Genomic DNA, 26,339 nt, shown 5'->3' on the forward strand with positions numbered 1-26,339 from the left:
TCGACAGCGAGTGGCGTGTCTGCTAGCGATGGCCGACCCGTGCTGGAACCCTCAGGAATGGGGCTTTCGCGGTCTGTGTGACAATTCAAATAACCCTTGGCGATGATGTCGATCAGCCTTTGTTATAGGGCTGTAGCCCCTGGCCGACATCCGGAGGGGCGAGGGCATAGTGTTTCGGATGCCGATGCCGACGGTTTAAGTTAGAATGCACGGCCTCAAAGCACACCCCCTTCCCGAGGCTGTCCCGAAGATGTTGATCCTGCGCGGCGCTCCTGCCCTTTCTGCCTTTCGCCACAGCAAACTCCTTGAGCAACTGAGCCAGAAAGTACCGGCTGTCAGTGGCTTGTATGCTGAATTCGCTCACTTCGCCGAGGTTACCGGCGTCCTGACCGGCGACGAACAGCAGGTGCTTGCGCGCCTTCTGAAGTACGGCCCCAGCGTTCCGGTACAAGAGCCGACCGGCCGACTGTTCCTGGTCCTGCCACGCTTGGGCACCATCTCGCCCTGGTCGAGCAAGGCCAGCGACATCGCCCGCAACTGCGGCCTGGCGAAAGTCCAGCGCCTGGAACGGGGTATTGCCTTCTATGTAGCGGGCGAGTTCAGCGAGGCCGACGCCCAGCTGATCGCCAGCGCCCTGCACGACCGCATGACCCAGATCGTCGTGGCCAACCTCGAAGAGGCCGGCGGCCTGTTCAGCCATGCCGAACCCAAGCCGTTGACCGCCGTGGACATCCTCGGTGGTGGTCGCGCCGCCCTGGAAAAGGCCAACAGCGAGCTGGGCCTGGCCCTGGCCGAAGATGAAATCGACTACCTGATGACGGCCTTCCAGGGCCTGGCACGCAACCCCCACGACATCGAACTGATGATGTTCGCCCAGGCCAACTCCGAGCACTGCCGCCACAAGATCTTCAACGCCAGTTGGGACATTGACGGCCAGGCCCAGGAAAAAAGCCTGTTCGGCATGATCAAGAACACCTACCAGATGCACAACGAAGGTGTGCTCTCGGCCTACAAGGACAATGCCGCGGTGATCGTCGGCTCCGTCGCCGGGCGCTTCTTCCCGAATCCCGAGACCCGCCAGTACGGCGCGGTGCAGGAGCCGGTGCATATCCTGATGAAGGTCGAGACCCACAACCACCCGACCGCGATCGCTCCGTTCCCTGGCGCATCCACCGGCTCCGGTGGCGAGATCCGCGACGAAGGTGCCACCGGCCGTGGCGCCAAGCCCAAGGCCGGCCTCACCGGTTTCACCGTTTCCAACCTGCAGATCCCTGGCTTCGAACAGCCTTGGGAAGTGCCGTACGGCAAGCCCGAGCGCATCGTCGACGCCCTGGACATCATGATCGAGGGCCCGCTGGGTGGCGCGGCGTTCAACAACGAATTCGGCCGTCCGGCCCTGACCGGCTACTTCCGGACTTTCGAGCAGTCCATCACCACCCCCCGTGGTGAGGAAGTGCGTGGCTACCACAAGCCGATCATGCTGGCTGGCGGCATGGGCAACATCCGTGACGAACACGTGCAGAAGGGCGAGATCACCGTTGGCTCCAAGCTGATCGTCCTTGGCGGCCCGGCGATGCTCATCGGCCTGGGCGGCGGCGCCGCTTCCTCCATGGCCACCGGCACCAGCTCGGCGGACCTGGATTTTGCCTCGGTACAGCGCGAGAACCCGGAAATGGAGCGCCGTTGCCAGGAGGTCATCGACCGTTGCTGGCAGCTGGGCGACAAGAACCCCATCAGCTTCATCCACGACGTCGGTGCCGGCGGCCTGTCCAACGCCTTCCCCGAGCTGGTCAACGACGGCGGCCGTGGCGGTCGCTTCGAGTTGCGCAACATTCCCAATGACGAGCCGGGCATGGCCCCGCACGAGATCTGGTCCAACGAATCCCAGGAACGTTATGTCCTGGCAGTGGGTGCCGAGGATTTCGAGCGCTTCAAGGCCATCTGCGAGCGCGAGCGCTGCCCGTTCGCGGTGGTCGGCGAAGCCACTGCCGAGCCGCAGCTGACCGTGACCGACAGCCACTTCGGCAACAGCCCGGTGGACATGCCCCTGGAAGTGCTGCTGGGCAAGGCCCCGCGCATGCACCGTTCGGCCGTTCGCGAAGCCGAGCTGGGTGATGATTTCGATCCGAGCACCCTGGACGTCGCCGAGAGCATCGAGCGTGTCCTGCATCACCCGGCTGTGGCCAGCAAGAGCTTCCTGATCACCATTGGCGACCGCACCATCACCGGCCTCGTGGCCCGCGACCAGATGGTCGGCCCGTGGCAGGTACCGGTGGCTGACGTGGCGGTCACCGCCACCAGCTTCGATGTCTACACCGGCGAAGCCATGGCCATGGGCGAGCGCACTCCGCTGGCCCTGCTGGATGCCCCGGCGTCCGGGCGCATGGCCATCGGCGAGACCCTGACCAACCTCGCGGCCTCGCGCATCGGCAAGATCAGCGACATCAAGCTCTCCGCCAACTGGATGTCCGCTGCCGGCCACCCGGGCGAAGACGCGCGCCTGTACGACACCGTCAAGGCTGTCGGCATGGAGCTGTGCCCGGAGCTGGGCATCACCATCCCGGTGGGCAAGGACTCCATGTCCATGGCCACCCGCTGGAACGAAGAGGGCGTGGACAAGAGCGTCACCGCGCCGCTGTCGCTGATCGTCACCGGCTTCGCCCCGGTCACCGACATTCGCCAGACCCTGACCCCGCAACTGCGCATGGACAAGGGCACCACCGACCTGGTCCTGATCGACCTGGGTCGCGGCCAGAACCGCATGGGCGCCTCGATCCTCGCCCAGACCCACGGCAAGATCGGCAAGCAGGCTCCGGACGTCGATGACGCCGAAGACCTGAAGGCCTTCTTCGCGGTGATCCAGGGCCTCAATGCCGACGGCCACCTGCTGGCCTACCACGACCGTTCCGACGGCGGCCTGCTGACCAGCGCCGTGGAAATGGCCTTCGCCGGCCACTGCGGCCTGAACCTGAACCTGGATGCGCTGGCTGCCAGCGCGGCCGATATCCCGGCCATCCTGTTCAACGAGGAATTGGGTGCGCTGATCCAGGTTCGCCAGGACGCCACTCCGGGCGTGCTCGCTCAGTTCAGCGCCGCTGGCCTGGGCGACTGCGTGGCGGTGATCGGCCAGCCGGTCAACAACGGCCACATCAACATCTCCTTCAACGGCGAGAAGGTGTTCGCCGGCGAGCGTCGTCTGCTGCAGCGCCAGTGGGCCGAGACCAGCTACCAGATCCAGCGCCTGCGCGACAACGCCGACTGCGCCGAGCAGGAGTTCGACGTGGTGCTGGAGGAAGACAACCCGGGCCTGAGCGTCAAGCTGAGTTTCGACGTCAACCAGGACGTCGCCGCGCCTTACATCAAGAAGGGTGTGCGTCCCCAGGTGGCAGTGCTGCGCGAGCAGGGCGTCAACGGCCAGGTGGAAATGGCCGCGGCGTTCGACCGCGCCGGCTTCAACGCCATCGACGTGCACATGAGCGATATCCTCGCCGGTCGTGTCGATCTCAACGAGTTCAAGGGCATGGTCGCCTGCGGCGGCTTCTCCTACGGTGACGTACTGGGCGCCGGTGAAGGCTGGGCCAAGTCGGCATTGTTCAACAGCCGTGCCCGCGATGCGTTCCAGGGCTTCTTCGAGCGCAACGACACCTTCACCCTCGGTGTGTGCAACGGTTGCCAGATGATGTCCAACCTGCACGAGCTGGTCCCGGGCAGCGAGTTCTGGCCGCACTTCGTGCGCAACCGCTCCGAGCAATTCGAAGGCCGCGTGGCCATGGTCCAGGTACAGGAGTCGAACTCGATCTTCCTGCAGGGCATGGCCGGTTCGCGGATGCCGATCGCCATCGCCCACGGCGAAGGCCATGCCGAGTTCGAAAGCGAAGAAGCGCTGCTGGAAGCCGACCTGTCCGGTTGCGTGGCCCTGCGCTTCGTCGACAACCACGGCAAGGTCACCGAGCGCTACCCGGCCAACCCCAACGGTTCGCCGCGCGGGATCACCGGCCTTACCAGCCGCGACGGTCGCGTCACCATCATGATGCCGCACCCTGAGCGGGTATTCCGTGCTGTGCAGAACTCCTGGCGTCCTGACGACTGGAACGAAGATGCAGGCTGGATGCGCATGTTCCGCAACGCTCGCGTCTGGGTGAACTGAGGCAATGTACAAGCTCAGCTTCTTCGTGCCTCCCAGCCATGTGGAGCAGGTCAAGAGCGCCGTGTTCGCCGCAGGTGGCGGACGCATCGGCGCCTACGACCAGTGCGCCTGGCAGGTGCTCGGCCAGGGCCAGTTCCGCCCCCTGGATGGCAGCCAGCCATTCCTCGGGCAGACCGGCCTGGTGGAGCGGGTGGAGGAATGGAAAGTCGAGCTGGTGGTGGCCGATGAACTGATCCGCGACGTGGTGATGGCGCTCAAGCAGAGCCATCCCTACGAGACTCCGGCCTACGAGGTCTGGCGTCTGGAACAGTTCTGAGGTTATCCACAGACAAAAAGCCCGCTGAGCCGGAAACGGCCAGCGGGCTTTTTTATGGGCGTGCAGGCAAGTCCTTCAGGCGCCGGCACCCACCTTGCGAGGTATCAGCGCTTGCATGGCAGCCTGCAAACCGAGTGCTTTCTCGCCAATCAATACATGCCAGACATCCCCTTCCAGGCGCCGAGTGCCCTGGCAGCCCAGGCCTCTGAGCGCCGCCTCCGACAGGCCCTGGCTGTTGCTCAGTTGGACCCGCAGGCGGGTCAGGGCCACGCAGTCCAGTTGCAACAGGTTATCGCGGCCACCCAGGGCGTTGAGCCATTGTTGGGCTTCTTGTGCAGGAACCGGGGTTGGCGCGGGGGCCGATTCGGGGGCGGTGGATGGAGCCACCACGGGCGCCGTTGGCAGGGCCTGGCGGATTTCATCGGCGATGCTATCGGCGGTCGGGCCGACCACCACTTGCAGGCTGCAGCCCTTGCCGGGGCGTACCACGGCCATGGCACCCAGGGCCTTGAGCTCGGCGTCACGGGCCAGGTCGCGGTCGGCCAGTTCCAGGCGCAGGCGGGTGGTGCAGGCGCCCACGGTGATCAGGTTAGCGGCGCCGCCCAGGGCCTTGATGTAGGCGCTGGCGCGCTGGTCTTTGGCCAGCTCGCTCTTGCCGGCGGAGGGGCTGTCCTCGCGACCCGGGGTCTTGAGGTTGAAGCGACGAATGCAGAAATCGAACACCAGGTAGTAGATCACCGCATACAGCAAGCCTACCGGCAGCACCTTCCAGCCATTGGTGGAGCGCCCCCAGCCCAGGGCCATGTCGATGGCGCCGCCGGAGAAGGTGAAGCCCAGGTGGATATCCAGCAGGTTGGTCAGGGCCATGGACATCCCGGTGAGCAGCGCATGCACCAGGTACAGCAGCGGTGCCAGGAACATGAAGGCGAACTCGATGGGTTCGGTGACCCCGGTGAGGAACGAGGTCAGGGCCATGGACAGGAAGATCCCGCCCATCACCTTGCGCCGCTCCGGCAGGGCATTGCGGTACATGGCCAGGCAGGCGGCGGGCAGGCCGAACAGCATCATCGGGAACATCCCGGTCATGAACTGGCCGCCGTTGGGGTCGCCGGCAAAATAGCGGGTCAGGTCGCCGGTGACCACGGCGCCGGTGTTCGGATCGGTGAAGCTGCCGAAGATGAACCAGGCCATGTTGTTGAGGATGTGGTGCAGGCCGGTGACGATCAGCAGGCGGTTGAACACGCCGAAGACAAAGGCGCCGAAGCTGCCGCTTTCCAGCAGCAGTTGGCCGAAGCCGTTGATGCCATGCTGGATCGGCGGCCAGATCAGGCCGAACACCACCCCCAGGCCCACGGCGGTGAAGCCGGTGACGATGGGCACGAAGCGCCGGCCACCGAAGAACGCCAGGTACTCCGGCAGCTTGATGTCCTTGAAGCGGTTGTACAGCGCACCGGCCGTCAGCCCGCTGATGATCCCGGCGAGCATGCCCATGTTGATGCTGGCGTCCAGCACCTTGAGGGTCGAGATCATCACTAGGTAACCGATCGCTCCGGCCAGGCCGGCGGTGCCGTTGTTGTCCTTGGCGAAACCCACGGCGATCCCGATGGCGAAGATCAGCGCCAGGTTGCCGAAGATCGACTGGCCAGCATCGTGGATGATGGCGATGTCCAGCAGGTCGGTGTCACCCAGGCGCAGCAGCAGGCCGGCGATGGGCAGGATGGCGATGGGCAGCATCAATGCCCGGCCGAGGCGCTGCAGGCCCTCGATGAAGTACTGGTACATGGCGTCTCTCCTGGATTCTTATGGTTGTAGAGGCCAATGCTGCGCGCAGGCCTGGCGGACCGCGGCAGCACCCGGCAGGTCGAGCAACGTCGGGCTGAGCTGGCGGCACCGGCTGATCTCCAGCTGGCGTACCCGGTCCTTGATTTCCCCGACCTGCGGCGGGCTGACCGACAGTTCGCTGACGCCCAGGCCAATCAGCACCGGGGTCGCGAGCGGATCGCTGGCCAGGGCGCCGCAGACCCCGACCCAGCGACCGTGGCGTGCAGCCCCGGCGCAGGTCTGGGCGATCAGGCGCAGCAGGGCCGGATGCAGGGCGTCGACCCGGGCGGCCAATCCAGCGTGGTCGCGGTCCATGGCCAGGGTGTATTGGGACAGGTCATTGGTGCCGATGGACAGGAAGTCGGCGTGTTCGGCCAGTTGTTCGGCCATCAGCGCCGCAGCTGGCACTTCGATCATCACCCCCAGCTCCGGGTGCTGGCTGACTCCCAGTTCGCTGGCCAGGGTCTCAAGGCGCTGGCGGATGTGCAGCAGCTCGGCCACCTCGGTGACCATTGGCAGCATGATCCGGCAGCGTGCCACCGGCGAGACTTGCAACAGGGCCCGCAGTTGCTGGTCCAGTAGTTCGGGGCGGGCCTGGGCCAGGCGGATGCCGCGCAGGCCCAGCACCGGGTTGGCCTCGGCCGGCAGTGGCAGGTAGTCCAGCTGCTTGTCGCCGCCCACATCGATGGTGCGGATGATCACCGGTTTGTCGCCCATGGCATCCAGCACGTCCTGATAGGCCTGGCGCTGTTCCGCTTCGTTTGGTGCGTGCTGGCGGTCGACGAACAGGAATTCGGTGCGCAGCAGGCCGATGCCGTCGGCACCGCCCTGGCAGGCCTCCCGAGCCTCGTCGCTGGAGGCCACGTTGGCCGCGACCTCTATCGCCGTGCCGTCACGGGTTAGGGCCGGCTGTGCGGCCTGCTGTTGCTGCAAGGCGCGACGTTGCAAGCGGGCCCGATGGGCCTCCTGTACCTGTTGCAGGCGTTGCGGATCGGGCACAAGTTCCAGGCGCCCGCCGTCGGCATCCAGCACCACCTGACGACCGTTTTCCAGGTGCAGGACTTCCTGGCCCAGGGCCACCAGGCACGGCAGGCCCTTGCCCCGGGCCAGGATCGCCACATGGGAGGTCGCGCCGCCGGCAGCCATGCACAGGCCGGCTACGCCCTGGGCGCTCAGTTGCAGCAGGTCCGAGGGGGTCAGTTCTTCGGCGGCGACCAGCGCCCCGGGCGGCAGGTCGTAGTGCCAGGTTTCGCCCAGCAAGGCCCGCAGCACCCGCTGTTGCAGGTCGCGCAGATCGTTGGTGCGCTCAGCCAGCAAGGGGTTATCCAGGCTTTGCAGCACCTGGCACTGCTCGGCGATCGCCGCGCTCCAGGCATGGGTGGCGGCCCGGCCCTGGGCGATGGCGGCGTGGGCGGCGTCCAGCAGGGTCGGGTCTTCCAGCAGGGCCAGGTGGGCGTTGAAGATGTCCTGTTCTTCCTGGTCCCGACGCTGGCGGGCCTGATCCAGGGTCTGGCGGATATCGGCGCGTACCTGGTCCAGGGCTTTCTCCAAGGCTTGGCGCTGTTCATCAGGCTGGTGCTGGCCAAGGTCTTCCGGCAACTGCATGGCCTTAAGCCGCAGCAACGGGCCGGCGATCAGCCCTGGCGCGGCACAGACCCCATGCAATACGCCATCTTCAGCGGGGCGCCGAATGCTGGACGCGAGTGCGACAGGCGCCGGGTGGGCGTCGCTCTCCAGCGCCGTGCCCAGGGTCTTGAGCAGCGCCTGTAAGGCGGCCTGGCAATCGGCGCCCTGGCAGCTGACCTGCACTTCATCCTGTTCGCCGATGCCCAGGCCCATCAGGGCTACCAGGCTGGTGCAGGGGGCACTCTTGTCCTTGAAGCTCAGCTGCGATTGGCTGGCGAAGCCGGCGGCGCATTGACGGACCAGGGCCGCGGGACGCGCATGCAGGCCGCCGCGGTGGGCAACCCGGACCCGGGCGCTGGCCTGTTCTGCCGAGCCCGGGGCGGCAGTTGCGTGTGTAGGGGCCTGGTTGCGCTGTGTGATATGCAGCAGCGGTTCGCCGACCTTGACGGTACCCAGGCTCAGCGGACGCTGGTCGAAACCCTCGCTGTTGGTCAGGATCAGCACGCTGATCAGGCTCCGGCAGTGCTGCGCGACATAGTCCAGGTCGAAGCGCAGCAGGGGTTGGCCGGCGTTGACGCGCTGACCCTCCTGGACCAGCAACTCGAAGCCTTCGCCTTGTAGCTCGACGGTGTCCAGGCCCAGGTGCAGCAGTAACTGTGCGCCGTTGTCGGCGCGCAGGGTCACGGCGTGCCCGGTCCGGGCGACCTGGATTACCACGCCAGGGCACGGGGCGTGCAGGGTGTCGTTGAGCGGGTCGATGGCGATCCCGTCGCCCATGGCTCCGCTGGCGAACACCGGGTCGGGAACGCTACGCAGTGGCAGTACGGGCCCACTGAGTGGGGCACTGAGCGTCAGGTCATTATTGTTGTTGTGCATGGCGCAGTACTCATCGATCAAGGGGGGCTTAGTGAGTGCGGGTCACTTTGCTCAGGTGCCGTGGCTGGTCGGGGTCCATGCGGCGGGCCTCGGCCAGGCCAGCGGCCATGACATAGAAACTCTGGATCGCCAGGATCGGGTCCAGCGCCGGGTGGTTCGCCAGGCACAGCGGCAGGTCCCGTTCCTGGATATCGTCCGGTGCGGCCAGCAGTACCTTGGCGCCGCGCTGGCGCATGTCGGCGGCCAGGCTTAGCAGGCCGCCCTGTTCCGCCCCGCGTGGGGCGAACACCAACAGCGGGTAGTCGTGCTCGATCAGGGCCATCGGGCCATGGCGGACTTCGGCGCTGCTGAAGGCTTCGGCCTGGATCGCCGAGGTTTCCTTGAGCTTGAGCGCGGCCTCCTGGGCGATGGCAAAGCCTGCTCCGCGGCCGATCACCATCAGCCGCTGGCAGTCGCGCAGGGCCGCGATGGCCGGGCTCCAGTCCTGGGTGGCAGCCTGCTCCAGGCCTTCGGGCAGGGCCAGCCCGGCTTCCAGCAGGTGTGCGTCCTCATTCCAGTGGCCGATCAGGCGCGCGCTGGCGCTGAGGGTGGCGATGAAGCTCTTGGTGGCGGCGACACTCTGTTCGGTGCCGGCATACAGCGGCAGGGCGAATTCGCTGGCCGCTTCCAGTGGGCTGTTCGGCGCATTGACCAGGCCGACGGTGAGGGCGCCGCGCTTGCGCAGCAGGCGCACGCTGTTCACCAGGTCCGGGCTTTGGCCCGACTGGGAGAAGGCGAAGACCGCCTGGCCGCTGACCCGCAGTGGCGCTTGCTGCATGGTGACCACCGACATCGGCAGTGACGCCACCGGGATGCCCGCGTGCTGCATGGTCAGGTAGGCGAAATAACTGGCGGCATGGTCGGAGCTGCCCCGGGCCACGGTCATCGCCACTTGCGGCGGTTGGCGTCGCAGGCGACCGGCCACCTCCACCAGCGACGGCTCCAGGTGCTGTAGCTGGTTGCTCACGGCGGTGTGCGAGGACAGCGCCTCTTCAAGCATCTTGGAAGTCAAGCTCTTCTCCTTCGACCATGACGGCGGTCAGTTTGAGTGCGCGGTCCAGGCGCACGCTGTCGGCCCAACTGCCAGGTTGCAGGCGGCCGCGTTCGGGGAGGCCGAGGTAGTCGGCGGGAAATTGCGACAGGCGCTGCGAGGCGTCCGCCAGGGGCAGGCCGATCTTCACCAGGTTGCGTAGCGCCTGGTCCATGGTCAGGGTGCTACCGGCCAGGGTGCCATCCGGCAGGCGCACGCCACCCAGGCACTTGGTCACGGTGTGGCTGCCCAGCTTGTACTCGCCGTCGGGCATGCCCGCGGCGGCGGTGGAATCGGTGACGCAGTACAGGCATGGGATCGAGCGCAGGGCCACGCGCATTGCCCCGGGATGTACATGCAAGAGGTCGGGGATCAGCTCGGCGTACTGGGCATGGGCCAGGGCCGCACCGACGATCCCCGGCTCGCGGTGATGCAGCGGGCTCATGGCGTTGTACAGGTGGGTGAAGCTGGTGGCGCCGGCGGCCATGGCGGCCACGCCTTCTTCATAGCTGCCCAGGGTGTGGCCGATCTGCATGCGTATCCCGCGTGCGCTCAGGGCCCGGATCAGATCGTTGTGGCCCGCTACTTCCGGCGCGATGGTGATCACCCGGATCGGTGCCAGTTCCAGGTACTGCTCGATTTCGCTCAACAGCGCGGTATGGGCGAAGTTCGGCTGGGCGCCCAGCTTGCCGGGGTTGATGTAGGGACCTTCCAGATGCACGCCCAGGACTCGGGCGGACCCAGCCGGCCGCTGCCGGGCATACCGGCCGAGCTGTTCCAGCACATCGCGGATTTCCGCACTGGGCGCGGTCATGGTGGTGGCCAGCAACGAAGTGGTGCCGAAGCGCACATGGGTGCGGGCGATGGTCTCGAAGGCTTCGCTGCCCTGCATGATGTCCTTGCCGCCACCGCCGTGCACATGCAGGTCGATAAAACCGGGCAGCAGGTAGGGCAGGTCGTTGTCCGCCGGATCGCAGGGGCTGCCATCGATGGCAGTCACCTTGCCTTCATGGTGGATCAGGTGGCCGCGGATCCAGCCTTGGGGCGTGAGTATGTTGGCTTCGGACATGGGCGTTTCTCGGATTCCTGGAGACTGGTTCAGCGTCGCAGTTCGGCGACGAAGTCGTAGTAGTCGTTGCGGCAGTAGGTATCGGTGACCTCGATCGGGGTGTTGTCCTCCAGGTAGCCGACCCGGGTCATCAGCAGCATGGCGGTGCCGGGGGCGATGCCCACCAGGCTGGCGAACTCGTCCGAGGCATTGATCGCCTGGATGTGCTGCAGCGCCCGTACCACGGGGCGCTTGATGCCATCGAGGTATTCGTACAGGGAGTCGCCCACCGCTTCCGGGCGGGCAATGATGCTGGCCGGCAGGGTGCTCATCTCGATCGCCATCACCACGTCGTCGGCTTTGCGCAGGCGCTTGAGGCGCGCCACCTTGTCGTTGGGCGACAGGCCGAGGCGAATCAGTTCTTCGTGGGTGGGGGGCGTGATGGTGCGTTCCAGCCATTGGGAGCCGGGCACGAAGCCCTTGAGGCGCAGCATTTCACTGAAGCCGGAAAGCCGCGACAGCGGTTGTTCCAGGCGTGGGGTGATAAAGGTCCCCGAACCCTGGTTGCGTCGGATCAGCCCCTGCTCGAAGAGCACTTCCAGGGCCTTGCGCGCAGTCACTCGGGAAATGCCCAGCAGTTCGCTGAGGTTGCGCTCGGAGGGAAGGGCCTGCTCGGCTTTCCACTGGCCAGCATGAATCGCCGCTTCCAGGTTGCGGGCCAGTTGCAGGTACAGCGGGGTGGGTTGGGTGTCGTCCGGGCGCAGGTTCAGCAGCTGGTTCATGATCAGGTTTCCGATGCGGTTATAGGTTGTTGTCGCTCGGTAGTGCCGAAAAACTAATACCACTTAAATACCATGTCAACGCCACTGGTCCGCTGTGAGCGCACTGTGGCGGGCACTGTCGAGGTGCTGGCGAGCATAAAGGATCGAAGTGGTATTAGGCAGGTCTGGCAGCAAGGGCCAAAAGCCAGGGGGCGACCCGGGGCGGGTCGCGAAGTGGTATGGGCGTGCGGTTTTTACGTGCGGGGGAAAATATTTTTTGCAGGAGGCGGGTTAAGGGCGAATCTCGATCATGGTGCCGTCCTTGACCAGGCCCCAGATCTCGCGCATGTCGACGTTACGCATGGCGATGCAGCCGTCGGTCCAGTCCAGGGTATGGAAGTACTGCTCGGGGAATTCTTCGGTGTCCGGGGTGCCGTGGATCATGATCATGCCGCCGGGAGGCACGCCCTCGCGCCGGGAGCGGGCGGCGTCGCTGATGTTCGGGTAGGAGATGTGCATGGCCAGGTAATAACGGTCGCTGGTCTTGCGCCAGTCGAGCCAGTACAGGCCTTCGGGCGTGCGCTTGTCGCCTTCCATGAGCTTGGGCCCCTTGGGTTTCTTGCCCAGGGAGATGCGATAGGTCTTCAGCGGTTTGCCGTCATTGATCAACTGCAGTTGATGGGCGGACTTGAGTACCAGGACTTTCTCGATGACCTTGCCGTCGAGGGTTTCCACCGTGGAGGCCTGGGAAACAGCGACAAAGGAACAGCACAGCAGGGCAAGCAACCAGCGCATTGACACGATATCCCCAGGCGCGCACGGGGTCCCGTGCACGATTATTGTTTAACTGATGGCAGGCTGGGCCAGCGGCGGGATGGATTCGGTGCGCACTTGGAAGGTGCCGGCCTGCCGGTCAGCGAAGAAGCATTCTAAGGTACGGCTGACAGTGCGAAAAGCCAGCTCGGACCAAGGGATGTCGGTTTCATCGAACAAGCGCACTTCAAGGCTCTCGGGGCCGGCGGCAAAATCCAGGTCGGCCAGCTCTGCGCGAAAGAACACATGCACCTGGCTGATATGCGGGACGTCGATCAGGGTATAGAAGCTCAAGTCGCGCACACGGGCGCAGGCTTCCTCGTAGGTTTCACGCACGGCTCCCTGCTCCACGGTCTCGCCGTTCTCCATGAAGCCGGCCGGCAGGGTCCAGTAGCCAAGTCGCGGCTCGATGGCCCGGCGGCACAGCAAGACCTTGCCTTCCCAGGTGGCCAGGCAGCCGGCGACGATATTGGGGTTCTGGTAATGGATGGTCTGGCAGTGATCGCAGACAAAGCGCAGGCGCGAGTCGCCTTCGGGAATGCGCTGGGTCACCGGGTTGCCGCACTGGCTGCAAAATTTCATCGAGGCTGTCCGGAAAAGGCTGCGGCTATCTTGGCGCGCGAGGCCTGTCGTCGGCAAGTTGTCGTTCCGCGACATGCCCCAGGAACGGGGGTTGGGCCGTTGCCGGGATTGGTGCATGATGCTCGGTAGCCAACAGATCGAGATGCCTCATGCTGGACGAGCTACTTCATCGGGTAAGTCATTACACGCCGCGTACATTGGAGACCGATCGACGTTTTCCCGAGGCTGCCGTGCTGGTGCCCATCACCCGCAGCGATGAGCCGGAGCTGGTGCTGACCCTGCGCGCCAGCGGGCTTTCGACCCATGGCGGAGAGGTGGCGTTTCCCGGCGGGCGACGCGATCCGGAGGACCCGGACCTGGTGTTCACCGCCCTGCGTGAGGCGGAGGAAGAGATCGGATTGCCCCCAGGCCTGGTGGAGATCATCGGCCCCCTGAGCCCGCTGATCTCCAAGCATGGGCTCAAGGTTACGCCGTATGTCGGAGTGATCCCCGATTTCGTCGAGTACCGCGCCAACGACGCCGAGATCGCTGCGGTCTTCAATGTCCCCCTGGAATTCTTTCGCCAGGACCCTCGGGAGCATACCCATCGCATCGACTACCAGGGACGCAGCTGGTACGTTCCCAGCTATCGTTTCGGCGACTTCAAGATCTGGGGGCTGACCGCGATCATGATCGTCGAGCTGGTCAACCTGTTGTATGACGCCGGGATCAGCCTGCGTCACCCACCGAAGAACTCCGTCACCCTCTGAAGCCATCGCACGTATGGCACTCACCCACGGCTGCCTGAGCCATGAGGACAACAAGATGAAATATCGCCTGGGCGATGCCCGAGTAGAAACCCATCCACAGAGCTGGGTCGCCCCGAACGCAACGCTGGTGGGCAAGGTCAAGCTGGAGGAGGGGGCCAACGTGTGGTTCAACGCCGTGCTGCGTGGCGATAACGAGCTGATCCTGATCGGCAAGCACAGCAACGTCCAGGACGGCACCGTGATGCACACCGACATGGGGTTCCCGCTGACCATCGGCACCGGAGTGACCATCGGCCACAACGCCATGCTGCATGGCTGCACCGTGGGCGACTACAGCCTGATCGGTATCAACGCAGTGGTCCTCAACGGCGCGAAGATCGGCAAGAACTGCATCATCGGCGCCAACTCGCTGATCGGCGAGGGCAAGGAGATTCCCGATGGATCGCTGGTCATGGGGTCGCCGGGCAAGGTGGTGCGCGAACTCACCGAGCCGCAGAAGCGCATGCTCGAGGCCAGCGCCGCCCATTACGTACACAATGCCCAGCGCTATGCTCGGGACCTGGTCGAGCAGGAATCATGAGCCTTGCGGAGAAACCCGTCGCCTCGCCCTGCGTGAATATTTGCGCCCTGGACGAGCAGGACATCTGCATCGGTTGCCAGCGCACAGTGGACGAGATTACCCGTTGGGGCCGCATGGACAATACCGAGCGGTGTAGCGTATTGGCCCGCTGCCATGAGCGGGCCAAGGACAGCGGGTTGTTGTGGCTGGCGGGGGCCGAGGCAGGCAACTGATCGGTTGCGCAAGCCTTGTCGGGAGTCGAGGACTTTCTTGGCCCAATCCCCGAGCCTGAAGTAACCTGTACACCTTCCTGACAGCGACTTCTTGGCCCCCATGCTCTATCTGATCGCCTATATCAGCAGTGTCGTGCTGATCAACTACGCCTTTTCCACCGCCCCGCACCTGGACATCATTTGGTCGGCCTGGGGTGGACTGGTGTTCGTCCTGCGCGACATGGTGCAGACCCGCTTCGGCCACGGCGCCATCATCGCCATGCTGGCGGCCCTGGTGTTGTCCTATGTGACTTCCGACCCCGCCATCGCCCTGGCCAGCGCCACGGCATTCGCGGTCTCCGAATGCATCGACTGGCTGGTGTTCAGCATCACCAAGCGTCCCCTACACGATCGGCTGTGGATCAGCTCGGCGCTGAGCATCCCCCTGGATACCTTCATTTTCTTCGGTTTGATCGATGCCCTGACCCCAGGGGTGATCCTCACTGCCCTGGCCTCGAAGTTCGCCGGGGTCACGGTGGTGTGGCTGGCCATGGCCTGGCGTTTGCGCAAAGCGGCGTGCGCCGGCTGAGCCAAAGGCCACGGTTCATGTAAAATGCCGCGCTTTCCCGGGTTGCCAGCCTGGCGCTCGGCCTTCGATGATCCGCTTCCTTGAGGACCTTCAGATGACTCGTATCGGAACTCCATTGTCGCCAACCGCGACCCGCGTCTTGCTTTGTGGCTGTGGTGAGTTGGGCAAGGAGGTGGTGATCGAGCTGCAGCGCCTGGGCGTCGAAGTGATTGCCGTGGACCGCTACGCCAATGCCCCGGCGATGCAGGTGGCCCATCGCAGCCACGTGATCAACATGCTCGACGGCGCAGCCCTGCGTGCCGTGATCGAGGCGGAAAAGCCGCACTTCATCGTGCCGGAAATCGAAGCCATCGCCACGGCGACCCTGGTGGAGCTGGAAGCCGAAGGCTTCACCGTGATTCCGACCGCCCGGGCCACCCAGCTGACCATGAACCGCGAAGGCATCCGGCGCCTGGCCGCTGAAGAGCTGGACCTGCCGACCTCGCCATACCACTTCGCCGATACCTTCGAGGACTACAGCAAGGCCGTGCAGGACCTGGGTTTCCCGTGCGTGGTCAAGCCGGTAATGAGCTCCTCGGGCAAGGGCCAGAGCCTGCTGCGCAGCGCCGATGATGTGCAGAAGGCCTGGGACTATGCCCAGGAAGGCGGTCGGGCCGGCAAGGGCCGGGTGATCATCGAGGGCTTCATCGACTTCGACTACGAAATCACCCTGCTGACCGTACGTCATGTGGGCGGCACCACGTTCTGCGCGCCCGTGGGCCATCGCCAGGAGAAGGGCGATTACCAGGAGTCCTGGCAGCCCCAGGCCATGAGCCCGAAGGCCCTGGCCGAGTCCGAGCGGGTTGCCAAGGCCGTGACCGAGGCCCTGGGTGGGCGCGGGTTGTTCGGTGTGGAGCTGTTCATCAAGGGCGACCAGGTGTGGTTCAGCGAAGTGTCGCCACGGCCCCATGACACTGGCCTGGTGACCCTGATCTCCCAGGACCTGTCGCAGTTCGCCCTGCACGCACGGGCCATCCTCGGCCTGCCGATCCCGCTGATTCGTCAGTTCGGCCCCTCGGCCTCGGCGGTGATCCTGGTGGAGGGCAAGTCCACCCAAACCGCATTCGCCAACCTGGGCGTTGCCCTGAGCGAGCCGGATACCGCGCTGCGCCTGTTCGGCAAGCCGGAAGTCAACGGTCAGCGGCGCATGGGCGTGGCCCTGGCTCGTGATGAGTCCATCGAAGCTGCCCGCGCCAAGGCAACCCGCGCCTCCCAGGCAGTCGTTGTAGAACTGTAAAAACATCCGCGGGCAAGCCTCGCTCCTGCCAGGTTGCGCCGACCTGCAGGAGCGAGCGGTGATCCGACTTGCCCGCGATGATGCTCCGTCAGCCGACCTGATTCAGGTCGTTGTTACGGGTTTCCTTCAGGCACAACACCGCGATCAGGCTCAGGATCGCCGCCCCCGAGACATATCCCCCGACCCAGCTCAAGCCGCCCATCGCCACCAGTTTCTGGGCGAAGAACGGAGCGGCCGAGGCGCCGACGATTCCTCCCAGGTTGTAAGCCGCCGAAGCGCCGGTGTAGCGCACATGGGTGGGGAACAGTTCCGGCAGCAGGGCGCCCATCGGCGCGAAGGTCACCCCCATCAGGAACAGCTCGATGCACAGGAACAGCGCCACCCCGGCGGTGGAGCCCTGGGTCAGCAGCGGTTCCATGGCGAAGCCCGAGAGGATCGCCAGGATGCCGCCGACGACCAGCACGGGCTTGCGCCCGAAGCGATCGCTGGCCCAGGCCGCCAGGGGCGTAGCGGCAGCCATGAACAGTACGGCGAAGCACAGCAGGCCGAGGAAAGTTTCTCGGCTGTAGCCCAGGGTCGATACGCCGTAGCTCAGGGAAAACACTGTGGAGATATAGAACAGCGCGTAGCACACCACCATGGCGGCGGCGCCCAGCAGCACCGGCAGCCAGTATTGGCTGAAGAGCTCGATCAGTGGCAGCTTCACCCGTTCCTGGCGGGCCACGGCGTTGGCGAAGACCGGGGTTTCATGCAGCTTGAGGCGCACATAGAGCCCGACCATCACCAGCGCCGCGCTGAGCAGGAACGGAATGCGCCAGCCCCAGGCCCGGAACTGCTGGTCGTCCAGGCCCATGGCCAGGCCCAGGAACAACCCGTTGGCGGCCAGGAAACCAATGGACGGCCCCAGTTGCGGGAACATGCCGAACCAGGCGCGCTTGCCAGGTGGGGCGTTTTCGGTAGCCAGCAGCGCCGCGCCGCCCCATTCGCCACCCAAGCCCAGGCCCTGGCCGAAGCGCAGCAGGCACAGCAGGATCGGGGCCCAGGCGCCGATGCTGTCGTAGCCCGGCAGCACGCCGATCAGGGTGGTGCAGATGCCCATCAGCAGCAGCGAGGCCACCAGGGTCGACTTGCGGCCGATCCGGTCGCCGAAGTGGCCGAACAGTGCCGAGCCCAGGGGGCGGGCCAGGAAGGCGATACCGAAGGTGAGGAATGCCGAGAGCATCTGGGCGGTACCGGAGCTCTGGGGAAAGAACACCGGGCCAATCACCAGCGCGGCGGCGGTGGCGTAGACATAGAAGTCGTAGAACTCGATGGCGGTGCCGATGAAGCTGGCCGTGGCCACCCGGCTGGCGGAGTTGCCGGGATGGTCGGTCGCGCCGGTGCTGTAGGTCGTGCTGGTCGTCATGCGGATATCCCTGACAGTCATTGCTCCAGTGGAGCGAATTATTATGGTCGAGCACCCAGGGATGTGGGTTTGGTGCGGGCGTGCTCGGGATGGGAGCGACGTCGAACGGTATGCGGGTATGTGCAGGATCTCGCAGGGTGCGGGTAGCACGCGGGGCTGCGGGGCTTGGGTAAGCGTTACGATTATAGAAAGGCTGCTAACGATCCAACAAGGACTTGTCGCGGGTGTTTCCGGCTGGACAGGCCTGCCCTGAAGGCGGGCTCGGTGGCGCTTGGTGCAGTGTTCAGCGAATGGAGGGAACGCTGCTGGTGTGCCAGATCAGTACCCGGCTGATACGGTTTTCCTCGGTCTCGAGGATTTCCAGGCGGTAGCGGCCGATCTTCAGGCACACGGCGCTGTCGGGAATGGTTTCCAGGGCTTCGGTGACCAGGCCGTTGAGGGTCTTGGGGCCATCGCTGGGCAGGTGCCAGCCCAGGCTCTTGTTCAGCTCACGGATCGAGGCGGCGCCCTCCACCACATAGCGGCCATCGGCCTGGGGGTGGATGTGCGGGTTGTCGAGGCTGTGCTCGCTTTCGAATTCGCCGACGATCTCTTCCAGGATGTCTTCCAGGGTCACGATGCCCTGCACTTCGCCGTATTCGTCCACCACCATGCCCAGGCGTCGCTGCTGCTTGTGGAAGTTGAGCAGCTGCAATTGCAGCGGGGTGCTTTCGGGAACGAAATAGGGTTCGTGGCAGGCCGCCAGCAGCGCTTCCTTGGTCAGGCTGGCGTCGGGCAGCAAGTGGCGGATCTGGCGGGTATTGAGCACCGCCTCGACCTGGTTGATATCGCTGTGGAACACCGGCAGGCGGGTACGCCGGTTCAGGCGCAGCTGGGTGATGATCTGCTCGATCGGCTCGTCCAGGTTGATGCCGTCGACTTCGCTGCGGGGCACCAGGATGTCGTTGACGGTGATGTTGTCCAGGGCGTGGATGCCGGGCAGTGCGTGCTGTTCCTGGGGAGCCGGCTCGTCGTCCAGCAGGGTGGGGTCGTCATCGCTGTGCTTGACCACACTGGCCTTGCTGGCGAAGGGACGCAGCAGCAGTTGGCCAATGGCGTCGAGCAGCCAGGCCAGGGGGTAGACGAACTTCATGGGGATGGCGAGCAGGCCGTTGCCGAAGCTCAGGGTGCCCTCCGGATAGCGCACGGCCACGGCTCGCGGCAGGTACTCGGCCAATACCAGCAGGCCGCAGGTGCTGGCCAGGCAGGCTAGCCACGGGCCGTTCTCTGTCCAGTAAAACAGGGCCAGCAAGGTACTGATGATGACCGCCAGCACCCGGCACAGGGTGTTGCACAGGATCAGGCTTTCCTTGGGGAAGGCCAGTCGGGCTGCTGCTTTGTCACCCGAGCGCGAGCTGCTGCGCAGGGCCAGCAGGTGCAGCTGGGCGGCATCGATGGCGGTGAACAGTCCCGACCAGACGATCAGCAGGGCGATTACCGCGAGCATCGGGCCGGTGGGCAGGGAGTCGGTCATGGCCGGTGGTCAGATATGCAGGATGTATTCGCGGACCAGCTTGCTGCCGAAGTACGCCAGCATCAGCAGGCAGAAGCCCGCCAGGGTCCAGCGGATCGCCTTGTGCCCGCGCCAGCCCAGGCGGGTGCGACCCCAGAGCAATACGCTGAACACCACCCAGGCCAGGCAGGCAAGCAAGGTCTTGTGGACCAGGTGTTGGGCGAACAGGTTTTCGACGAACAGCCAGCCGGATATCAGTGATAGCGACAGCAGGGTCCACCCGGCCCAGAGGAAACCGAACAGCAGGCTCTCCATGGTCTGCAGGGGAGGGAAATTCTTGATCAGCCCGGAAGGGTGCTTGTTCTTCAGTTGATGGTCCTGGACCAGCAGGAGCAAGGCCTGGAACACCGCGATGGTGAACATGCCGTAGGCCAGAATCGAGAGCAGGATATGGGCCAGGATGCCCGGTTCTTCGTCGATCACCGGCACTGTGCCGGTCGGTACGAACTGCGCCAGCAGGGCTGTCAGGGCGCCCAGGGGGAACAGCAGTACCAGCAGGTTCTCCACGGGAATCCGCCAGCAGGCCAGCAAGGTCAGGGCAATGACGGCCGCGGCGATCAGGCTGGCGGCGCTGAAGAAGTCCAGGCCCAGGCCGACCGGGGTCAGCAAGTGGGTCAGCAGGCTGACGCCATGGGCCACCAGGGCCAGGACGCCAAGCGTAACCAGCAGGCGCTTGTTCGCCTTGGCGCCTGTGGCCAGGCGGGAGCCTTGATAGAGGGTCGCAGCGGCATAAAGGATGGCGGCGGCGAGGGTGGGTAGCAAGCTGGGTGACAAGGGGAGCATAAATCCTGTTAGGCAAGCCCGAAAGTCGTTGAGTTTGGCATAGAACCCAGAGCCCTGAAAGACCACGCGAGCAGACGGCGAGGTGTGCGCCACGCACAGTCTTCGCTATAATCCGCGACCTGCCCACGCCGCGGGCTCATCGAGCACCTGTTTATCACGCTCTGGGCCGCCATTACCCCGGTCTACCCTGGGCCTGAAAGGATCGAGCATGTTTGAAAACCTAACCGAACGTCTCTCGCAGACGCTGCGCCATGTCACCGGCAAGGCCAAGCTGACCGAGGACAACATCAAAGACACCCTGCGCGAAGTGCGCATGGCGTTGCTCGAGGCCGACGTCGCCCTGCCGGTGGTCAAGGATTTCGTCAACTCGGTGAAGGAGCGTGCGGTCGGCACTGAAGTGTCGCGCAGCCTGACCCCGGGCCAGGCCTTCGTGAAGATCGTCCAGGCCGAGCTGGAAAGCCTGATGGGCGCAGCCAACGAAGACCTGAACCTCAGCGCGGTGCCTCCAGCGGTGGTGCTGATGGCCGGTCTGCAGGGTGCGGGTAAGACCACGACTGCCGGCAAGCTGGCGCGCTTCCTTAAAGAGCGCAAGAAAAAGAGCGTGATGGTGGTGTCCGCGGACATCTACCGTCCTGCGGCGATCAAGCAGCTGGAAACCCTGGCCAACGATATCGGCGTGACCTTCTTCCCGTCGGACCTGAGTCAGAAGCCGGTCGCTATCGCTGAAGCAGCTATAAAGGAAGCCAAGCTCAAGTTCATCGACGTGGTGATCGTCGATACCGCCGGTCGCCTGCACGTCGACAGCGAGATGATGGACGAGATCCAGGCGCTGCACGCGGCCATCAAGCCGGTGGAAACCCTGTTCGTGGTCGACGCGATGACCGGCCAGGACGCGGCCAATACCGCCAAGGCCTTTGGCGATGCGCTGCCGCTGACCGGCGTGATCCTGACCAAGGTCGACGGTGATGCCCGGGGCGGTGCCGCACTGTCGGTGCGGGCCATTACTGGCAAGCCGATCAAGTTCATCGGCATGGGCGAGAAGACCGAGGCCCTGGATCCTTTCCACCCTGAGCGTGTCGCCTCGCGGATCCTGGGCATGGGCGACGTGCTCAGCCTGATCGAGCAGGCCGAGCAGACCCTCGATAAGGAAAAGGCCGACAAGCTGGCCAAGAAGCTGAAGAAGGGCAAGGGCTTCGACCTCGAGGACTTCCGCGACCAGCTGCAACAGATGAAGAACATGGGCGGTCTGGGTGGCCTGATGGACAAACTGCCGAATATCGGTGGGGTCAACCTGTCCCAGATGGGTAACGCCCAGAACGCTGCGGAAAAGCAGTTCAAGCAGATGGAAGCCATCATCAATTCCATGACTCCGGCCGAGCGTCGCGATCCCGAGATGATCAGCGGTTCGCGCAAGCGCCGGATCGCCATGGGCTCCGGTACCCAGGTGCAGGACATCGGCCGCTTGATCAAGCAGCACAAGCAGATGCAGAAGATGATGAAGAAGTTCTCCGCCAAGGGCGGGATGGCCAAGATGATGCGCGGCATGGGCGGTATGTTGCCCGGCGGCGGTATGCCGAAGATCTGAGAATCCGCGCCGGCCATCATGCCGGCGCTCTTTTCCACGGGGACGTGGAAGCGGGCAGGCCTCCGATAGAAGCCTGTCCTTCCTGCTGCCGCTTGCGGCAGCTCCATGGCGAATCTGGATGGCAGCCGACGGGCGCCGGAAAAAGTCATTTGCAAAAGTCCGGATATTCCTTAGAATATGCGGCCTTTCGGGCACCCATGCCCGCTGTGCATTTAGATTTGCAGCACCGACTACAGGAACGATGTTCACATGCTAACAATCCGTCTTGCCCTTGGCGGCTCCAAAAAGCGCCCGTTTTACCACCTGACTGTGACCGACAGCCGTAACCCACGCGACGGTTCGCACAAAGAACAAGTTGGCTTCTTCAACCCGATCGCTCGTGGTCAAGAAGTTCGCCTGTCCGTGAACCAAGAGCGCGTAGCCTACTGGCTGAGCGTTGGTGCACAGCCATCTGAGCGTGTTGCTCAGCTGCTGAAGGAATCGGCTAAGGCTGCAGCCTGAACCTATGAACGCGACGCCAGCCCCTGCTGATGATTTGATCGTTGTCGGCAAAATTTATTCTGTTCATGGCGTTCGCGGCGAAGTGAAGGTCTTTTCCTTTACTGATCCGATTAAAAACCTGTTGCAGTACAAGGCCTGGACGCTCAAGCGCGAAGGCAGTGTGAAGCAGGTTGAGCTGGTCAGCGGACGAGGGAACGATAAGTTCCTGGTCGCAAAGCTCAAGGGTCTTGATGATCGCGAAGAAGCACGTCTTCTGGCCGGTTACGAGATCTGCGTGCCGCGCAACCAATTCCCCGAACTGACCGACGGCGAGTACTACTGGTACCAGCTGCAAGGTCTCAAGGTCATCGACACCCTCGGGCAATTGCTCGGGCAGATCGATCACCTGCTGGAGACCGGCTCGAACGATGTAATGGTGGTCAAGCCTTGCGCTGGCAGCCTGGATGATCGCGAACGCCTGTTGCCCTATACCGAGCAATGCGTGTTGGCTGTCGACTTGGCCGCGGGCGAGATGAAGGTGGATTGGGACGCGGATTTCTAAGCGTGGCTAACTTGCGCGTAGAAGTGATCAGTCTGTTTCCCGAGATGTTTTCCGCCATCAGCGAATACGGCATAACCAGCCGCGCGGTGAAACAAGGGCTGTTGCAGCTCACCTGTTGGAATCCGCGAGACTACACCACGGATCGACATCACACTGTGGACGATCGCCCATTTGGCGGTGGACCGGGCATGGTGATGAAGATCAAGCCCCTGGAGGATGCACTGGTTCAGGCCAGGAGCGCAGCCGGGGAGGGTGCGAAGGTGATTTACCTGTCGCCCCAAGGCCGTCAACTGAATCAGTCGGCGGTACGCGAGTTGGCGAATGAGGATGCATTGATCCTGATTGCTGGTCGTTATGAAGGCATCGACGAACGCTTTATAGAAGCCCATGTCGATGAAGAGTGGTCGATTGGTGACTATGTACTGTCTGGGGGCGAGCTTCCGGCAATGGTCCTGATCGATGCGGTTACACGGCTGCTGCCCGGAGCTTTAGGGCATGTGGACTCCGCGGAGGAAGACTCCTTCACGGATGGTCTGCTGGATTGCCCGCACTACACCCGACCTGAGGTGTATGCGGATCAGCGTGTTCCCGACGTGTTGCTAAGTGGCAATCATGCACATATCCGGCGTTGGCGTTTGCAGCAGTCCCTTGGTAGGACCTACGAACGACGCGCTGATCTTCTGGAAAGACGCTCGCTTTCTGGAGAAGAGAAGAAGCTGCTCGAGGAATATCTCCGCGAGCGGGACGATAGTTAACAACGTATCGATGGTAGATCCGACGATTTACCTTAGGAGCACAGCATGACCAACAAAATCATCCTTGCACTCGAAGCAGAGCAGATGACCAAAGAGATCCCAGCCTTTGCCCCGGGCGACACCATTGTCGTTCAGGTGAAAGTGAAGGAAGGTGATCGTTCCCGTCTGCAGGCGTTCGAAGGCGTAGTTATCGCCAAGCGCAACCGCGGTGTGAACAGCGCGTTCACCGTACGTAAAATCTCCAACGGCGTTGGCGTAGAGCGTACTTTCCAGACCTACAGCCCGCAGATCGACAGCATGGCTGTCAAGCGTCGCGGTGACGTGCGTAAAGCCAAGCTGTACTACCTGCGCGACCTGTCGGGTAAAGCAGCTCGCATCAAGGAAAAACTGGCCTGAGTCCAGCTTCCGATGCAGAAAAAAGCAGCCTACGGGCTGCTTTTTTGTTGCCCGTCATTTATTTCTCCCCAGTGTTTCAGGCAGTAGATCCATGTCCCCTCGCGAGCAAGAAATCCAGCGCCGTACCGAGCTGTCGGTCACCCGCGTGACCAAGGCGGTATTCCCCTCCACCACCAACCATCACAACACCCTGTTCGGCGGCACTGCCCTGGCCTGGATGGATGAGGTTTCGTTTATCGCCGCCACGCGTTTTTGCCGGCTACCGCTGGTAACGGTGTCCACCGACCGCATCGACTTCAATCATCCGATCGCTGCGGGCTCCATCGTCGAGTTGGTTGGGCGGGTGGTGAAGGTGGGCAATACCAGCCTCAAGGTCGAGGTCGAGGTGTTCGTCGAGAGCATGAGTTGCGATGGTCGCGAGAAGGCCATCCATGGCCTGTTCAGCTTTGTTGCCATCGACGATGACAAACGCCCGGTTCCAGTGCTGCCGGGCTTCGCGGCGTAGATCGTTACTGGTTGTCCGGCTGGATCAGCGCGAGCAAGGTCCAGCCTGGTGCTGGCTTGAGGCTGCTTTCGGGTGTCAGTACATGGACCCAGCCCCCGGTATCGCGGGCAAACAGCAAGGTGGCGCGGTCGCCATGCAGCGCTTGGTAGTCCTCCCAGCCGAAGGCTTCCGTCAGGTGGGTGCTATAGAGCTCCGCGCCCTGGCCCAGCAAGCTGGCCAGCTTGGTGTAGGTCAGGGCTTCGCTCCCCAGCAATTGGCCGCGATGTTCATGACTGGCGCGGTGCTTGTCGGAGCGCCGGCTTTCCTGGCTATTGGCCAGGGCATGCAGGCGTTGATGGCCGAAATCATGGCGAAAACGCATGGCGGCCAGGGTGTTCAGCTCCCCTGATGGCGATAGCGCCAGTAGATGCCCAAGCCCTACCAGGTCCAGATGGGCATCGGCGTGTTGCGAGGCCGGGTTGCCGAAGTAGGTGGGCAGCCCCTCCATGCGTGCCGCGCGGATATTTTCCCAGCTGGAATCCGTCAGCAGTACCCGGCTGCCCAGTTGTTGCAGGGCCTTGGCGATGATTCGTGCCGGGCCATTGGCTCCGACGATCAGGAAGCCACTGGGCGCTGGTTCGGCCACTTTCAGCAGGCGTGCCAGGGGGCGTGCGGTTGCGCTTTGCAGAACCACGGTGCCAATGATCACGGCGAAGGTCAGGGGCACCAGCAGCAGGGCGCCTTGATGCCCGGCCTCATCCAGGCGAATGGCGAAGATCGCCGAGACCGCGGCCGCGACAATGCCCCTTGGGGCGATCCAGGCCAGCAGGGCTCGTTCGCGCCAGTTCAGGTTCGAGCCGGCGGTGGAGAGCATCACGTTCAATGGTCGGGCGATGAACTGGATCACCAGCAACAGGATCAGCACCAGCGGGCCGAGGGCGATCAGTGCCTTGAGGTCCAGGCGGGCCGCCAGCAGGATGAACAGTCCGGAAATCAGCAGCACGCTGAGGTTTTCCTTGAAGTGCAGGATATGCCGGACGTCCACGCCCTTCATGTTGGCCAGCCACATGCCCATCAAGGTTACCGCCAGCAGTCCCGATTCATGCATGACCCGGTTGGAGGCGATGAAAATCCCCAGCACACCCGCCAGGGTCGCCAGGTTGTGCAGGTACTCGGGCAGCCACTGGCGGCGCATGATCTGGCCCAGGACCCAGCCGCCAGCGATACCGAACAGGCTGCCGCACAGGATCACCCCGCCGAAGGTCATCAAGCTGTGGCTCAGGCCTGCGCCCTCGGCACTGGCGATGATGAAGCTATAGACCACCACCGCCAGCAGGGCGCCGATGGGGTCGATGACGATGCCTTCCCAGCGCAGGATATTGGCCACGGAGGCCTTGGGACGTACGACCCGCAGCATGGGGACGATCACCGTCGGCCCGGTAACCAGGGTCAGGGTGCCGAACAGCAGCGCCAGCATCCAGTCGAAACCCAGTAGCCAGTGGGTGGCCAGGGTAATGACCGCCCAGGTAGACAGTGCGCCGAGAGTGACCAGGCGGTGCACTACGCTACCGATCTCGCGCCACTCGGAGAGGTGCAGGGTCAGGCTGCCCTCGAACAGGATCAGTGCCACCGCCAGGGAAACCAGGGGCATCAGCAGCGGGCCGAACATCTCCTGGGGATCGAGCCAGCCCAGCACAGGTCCGGCAAGAATGCCGCTGAGCAACAGGAACAGGATGGCTGGCAACTTCAGTCGCCAGGCCAGCCATTGGCAGCCCAGTGCGGCAGCACCAATGCCGCCAAAGGCCAGCAGAATCTGTTGTTCGTTCATTGATGCACCCTGTTCCTTGAAATGGCTGGCTATGAAAGACTAGCGACCCTCCACGCAGTTCACTA

24 protein-coding genes are annotated in these 26,339 nt (G+C 64.0%); 13 read left to right on the forward strand and 11 right to left on the reverse strand.

The features are described from left to right. The first annotated feature begins 250 nt into the window (after positions 1-250). Entirely contained in the window at positions 251-4,147 is a 3,897-nt protein-coding gene (gene purL, locus ATY02_RS06450; protein ID WP_068583533.1) for a phosphoribosylformylglycinamidine synthase, read from the forward strand. 4 nt (positions 4,148-4,151) lie between these two features. Further along, on the forward strand, positions 4,152-4,463 hold the full coding sequence (locus ATY02_RS06455) for a YqfO family protein (protein WP_068583537.1): 312 nt from the start codon (positions 4,152-4,154) through the stop codon (positions 4,461-4,463). 75 nt (positions 4,464-4,538) lie between these two features. Here ATY02_RS06455 and nagE read toward each other — a convergent pair whose 3' ends face one another. The 7 genes from nagE to ATY02_RS06490 all read right to left on the reverse strand — a co-directional run bounded on the left by nagE (position 4,539) and on the right by ATY02_RS06490 (position 13,059). After that, positions 4,539-6,245: an N-acetylglucosamine-specific PTS transporter subunit IIBC gene (nagE, locus tag ATY02_RS06460; RefSeq protein WP_068583541.1), complete on the reverse strand. Its 1,707-nt coding sequence runs from the start codon at positions 6,243-6,245 to the stop codon at positions 4,539-4,541. 18 nt (positions 6,246-6,263) lie between these two features. Continuing rightward, positions 6,264-8,786 (reverse strand): phosphoenolpyruvate--protein phosphotransferase, encoded by a 2,523-nt coding sequence (ptsP, locus tag ATY02_RS06465; protein ID WP_068583543.1) that lies wholly within the window; start codon positions 8,784-8,786, stop codon positions 6,264-6,266. Positions 8,787-8,814: 28 nt separating this feature from the next. Then, positions 8,815-9,837, reverse strand: coding sequence for an SIS domain-containing protein (locus ATY02_RS06470; RefSeq protein WP_124345819.1), 1,023 nt, complete (start codon positions 9,835-9,837; stop codon positions 8,815-8,817). Continuing rightward, the gene (gene nagA, locus ATY02_RS06475; protein WP_068583549.1) at positions 9,818-10,924 is read right to left on the reverse strand and encodes an N-acetylglucosamine-6-phosphate deacetylase; all 1,107 of its coding nucleotides are present in this window, start codon (positions 10,922-10,924) and stop codon (positions 9,818-9,820) included. The genes ATY02_RS06470 and nagA overlap by 20 nt, the downstream gene beginning before the upstream one ends. A 29-nt stretch (positions 10,925-10,953) precedes the next feature. Then, positions 10,954-11,685: a GntR family transcriptional regulator gene (locus ATY02_RS06480; RefSeq protein ID WP_068583552.1), complete on the reverse strand. Its 732-nt coding sequence runs from the start codon at positions 11,683-11,685 to the stop codon at positions 10,954-10,956. A 270-nt stretch (positions 11,686-11,955) separates the two neighbouring features. Beyond that, positions 11,956-12,459, reverse strand: a complete 504-nt coding sequence (locus ATY02_RS06485) for a L,D-transpeptidase family protein (RefSeq protein WP_068583555.1) — start codon at positions 12,457-12,459, stop codon at positions 11,956-11,958. 48 nt (positions 12,460-12,507) lie between these two features. Then, on the reverse strand, positions 12,508-13,059 hold the full coding sequence (locus ATY02_RS06490; protein ID WP_068583558.1) for an NUDIX hydrolase: 552 nt from the start codon (positions 13,057-13,059) through the stop codon (positions 12,508-12,510). Positions 13,060-13,208: 149 nt separating this feature from the next. On the opposite strand from ATY02_RS06490, the gene ATY02_RS06495 reads away from it, so the two are divergent. From ATY02_RS06495 to purT, 5 genes are all read left to right on the forward strand, one after another. Continuing rightward, positions 13,209-13,808 (forward strand): CoA pyrophosphatase, encoded by a 600-nt coding sequence (locus ATY02_RS06495; protein WP_068583561.1) that lies wholly within the window; start codon positions 13,209-13,211, stop codon positions 13,806-13,808. A gap of 55 nt (positions 13,809-13,863) precedes the next feature. Then, entirely contained in the window at positions 13,864-14,388 is a 525-nt protein-coding gene (locus ATY02_RS06500; RefSeq protein ID WP_068583772.1) for a gamma carbonic anhydrase family protein, read from the forward strand. Beyond that, positions 14,385-14,600, forward strand: a complete 216-nt coding sequence (locus tag ATY02_RS06505; protein WP_068583564.1) for a DUF1289 domain-containing protein — start codon at positions 14,385-14,387, stop codon at positions 14,598-14,600. Before ATY02_RS06500 ends, ATY02_RS06505 begins: the two co-directional genes overlap by 4 nt. Before the next feature lie 100 nt (positions 14,601-14,700). Next, entirely contained in the window at positions 14,701-15,168 is a 468-nt protein-coding gene (locus ATY02_RS06510; protein ID WP_068583567.1) for a VUT family protein, read from the forward strand. Positions 15,169-15,262: 94 nt separating this feature from the next. Continuing rightward, positions 15,263-16,444: a formate-dependent phosphoribosylglycinamide formyltransferase gene (gene purT, locus ATY02_RS06515; protein ID WP_068583570.1), complete on the forward strand. Its 1,182-nt coding sequence runs from the start codon at positions 15,263-15,265 to the stop codon at positions 16,442-16,444. 88 nt (positions 16,445-16,532) lie between these two features. Here purT and ATY02_RS06520 read toward each other — a convergent pair whose 3' ends face one another. The 3 genes from ATY02_RS06520 to ATY02_RS06530 form a co-directional block, all read right to left on the reverse strand. Beyond that, on the reverse strand, positions 16,533-17,849 hold the full coding sequence (locus ATY02_RS06520; protein ID WP_068583573.1) for an MFS transporter: 1,317 nt from the start codon (positions 17,847-17,849) through the stop codon (positions 16,533-16,535). A gap of 283 nt (positions 17,850-18,132) precedes the next feature. Then, the gene (locus ATY02_RS06525) at positions 18,133-19,362 is read right to left on the reverse strand and encodes an HlyC/CorC family transporter (RefSeq protein WP_068583576.1); all 1,230 of its coding nucleotides are present in this window, start codon (positions 19,360-19,362) and stop codon (positions 18,133-18,135) included. Between the two features lie 9 nt (positions 19,363-19,371). Then, positions 19,372-20,184, reverse strand: coding sequence for a cytochrome C assembly family protein (locus ATY02_RS06530; RefSeq protein WP_068583580.1), 813 nt, complete (start codon positions 20,182-20,184; stop codon positions 19,372-19,374). 208 nt (positions 20,185-20,392) lie between these two features. On the opposite strand from ATY02_RS06530, the gene ffh reads away from it, so the two are divergent. The 6 genes from ffh (at position 20,393) to ATY02_RS06560 (ending at position 24,467) form a co-directional block, all read left to right on the forward strand. Beyond that, a complete protein-coding gene (ffh, locus tag ATY02_RS06535; RefSeq protein WP_068583582.1) occupies positions 20,393-21,769 on the forward strand; it encodes a signal recognition particle protein in 1,377 nt (458 codons plus the stop codon). A gap of 249 nt (positions 21,770-22,018) precedes the next feature. Further along, a complete protein-coding gene (rpsP, locus tag ATY02_RS06540; RefSeq protein ID WP_007927680.1) occupies positions 22,019-22,270 on the forward strand; it encodes a 30S ribosomal protein S16 in 252 nt (83 codons plus the stop codon). A gap of 4 nt (positions 22,271-22,274) precedes the next feature. Continuing rightward, positions 22,275-22,811, forward strand: coding sequence for a ribosome maturation factor RimM (gene rimM / locus ATY02_RS06545; RefSeq protein WP_068583586.1), 537 nt, complete (start codon positions 22,275-22,277; stop codon positions 22,809-22,811). A gap of 2 nt (positions 22,812-22,813) precedes the next feature. Beyond that, the gene (gene trmD, locus ATY02_RS06550; protein ID WP_068583589.1) at positions 22,814-23,566 is read left to right on the forward strand and encodes a tRNA (guanosine(37)-N1)-methyltransferase TrmD; all 753 of its coding nucleotides are present in this window, start codon (positions 22,814-22,816) and stop codon (positions 23,564-23,566) included. Positions 23,567-23,611: 45 nt separating this feature from the next. Continuing rightward, on the forward strand, positions 23,612-23,962 hold the full coding sequence (rplS, locus tag ATY02_RS06555; RefSeq protein ID WP_009047143.1) for a 50S ribosomal protein L19: 351 nt from the start codon (positions 23,612-23,614) through the stop codon (positions 23,960-23,962). Positions 23,963-24,053: 91 nt separating this feature from the next. After that, complete coding sequence (locus tag ATY02_RS06560) at positions 24,054-24,467, forward strand: acyl-CoA thioesterase (protein WP_022642499.1); 414 nt, start codon at positions 24,054-24,056, stop codon at positions 24,465-24,467. Between the two features lie 4 nt (positions 24,468-24,471). On the opposite strand, the gene ATY02_RS06565 is transcribed toward ATY02_RS06560, so the two are convergent. Then, entirely contained in the window at positions 24,472-26,274 is a 1,803-nt protein-coding gene (locus tag ATY02_RS06565; RefSeq protein WP_068583592.1) for a cation:proton antiporter, read from the reverse strand. Between the last annotated feature and the right edge of the window lie 65 nt (positions 26,275-26,339).

The organism is Pseudomonas sp. BIOMIG1BAC (assembly GCF_001705995.2).
Taxonomy (GTDB): domain Bacteria; phylum Pseudomonadota; class Gammaproteobacteria; order Pseudomonadales; family Pseudomonadaceae; genus Aquipseudomonas; species Aquipseudomonas sessilinigenes.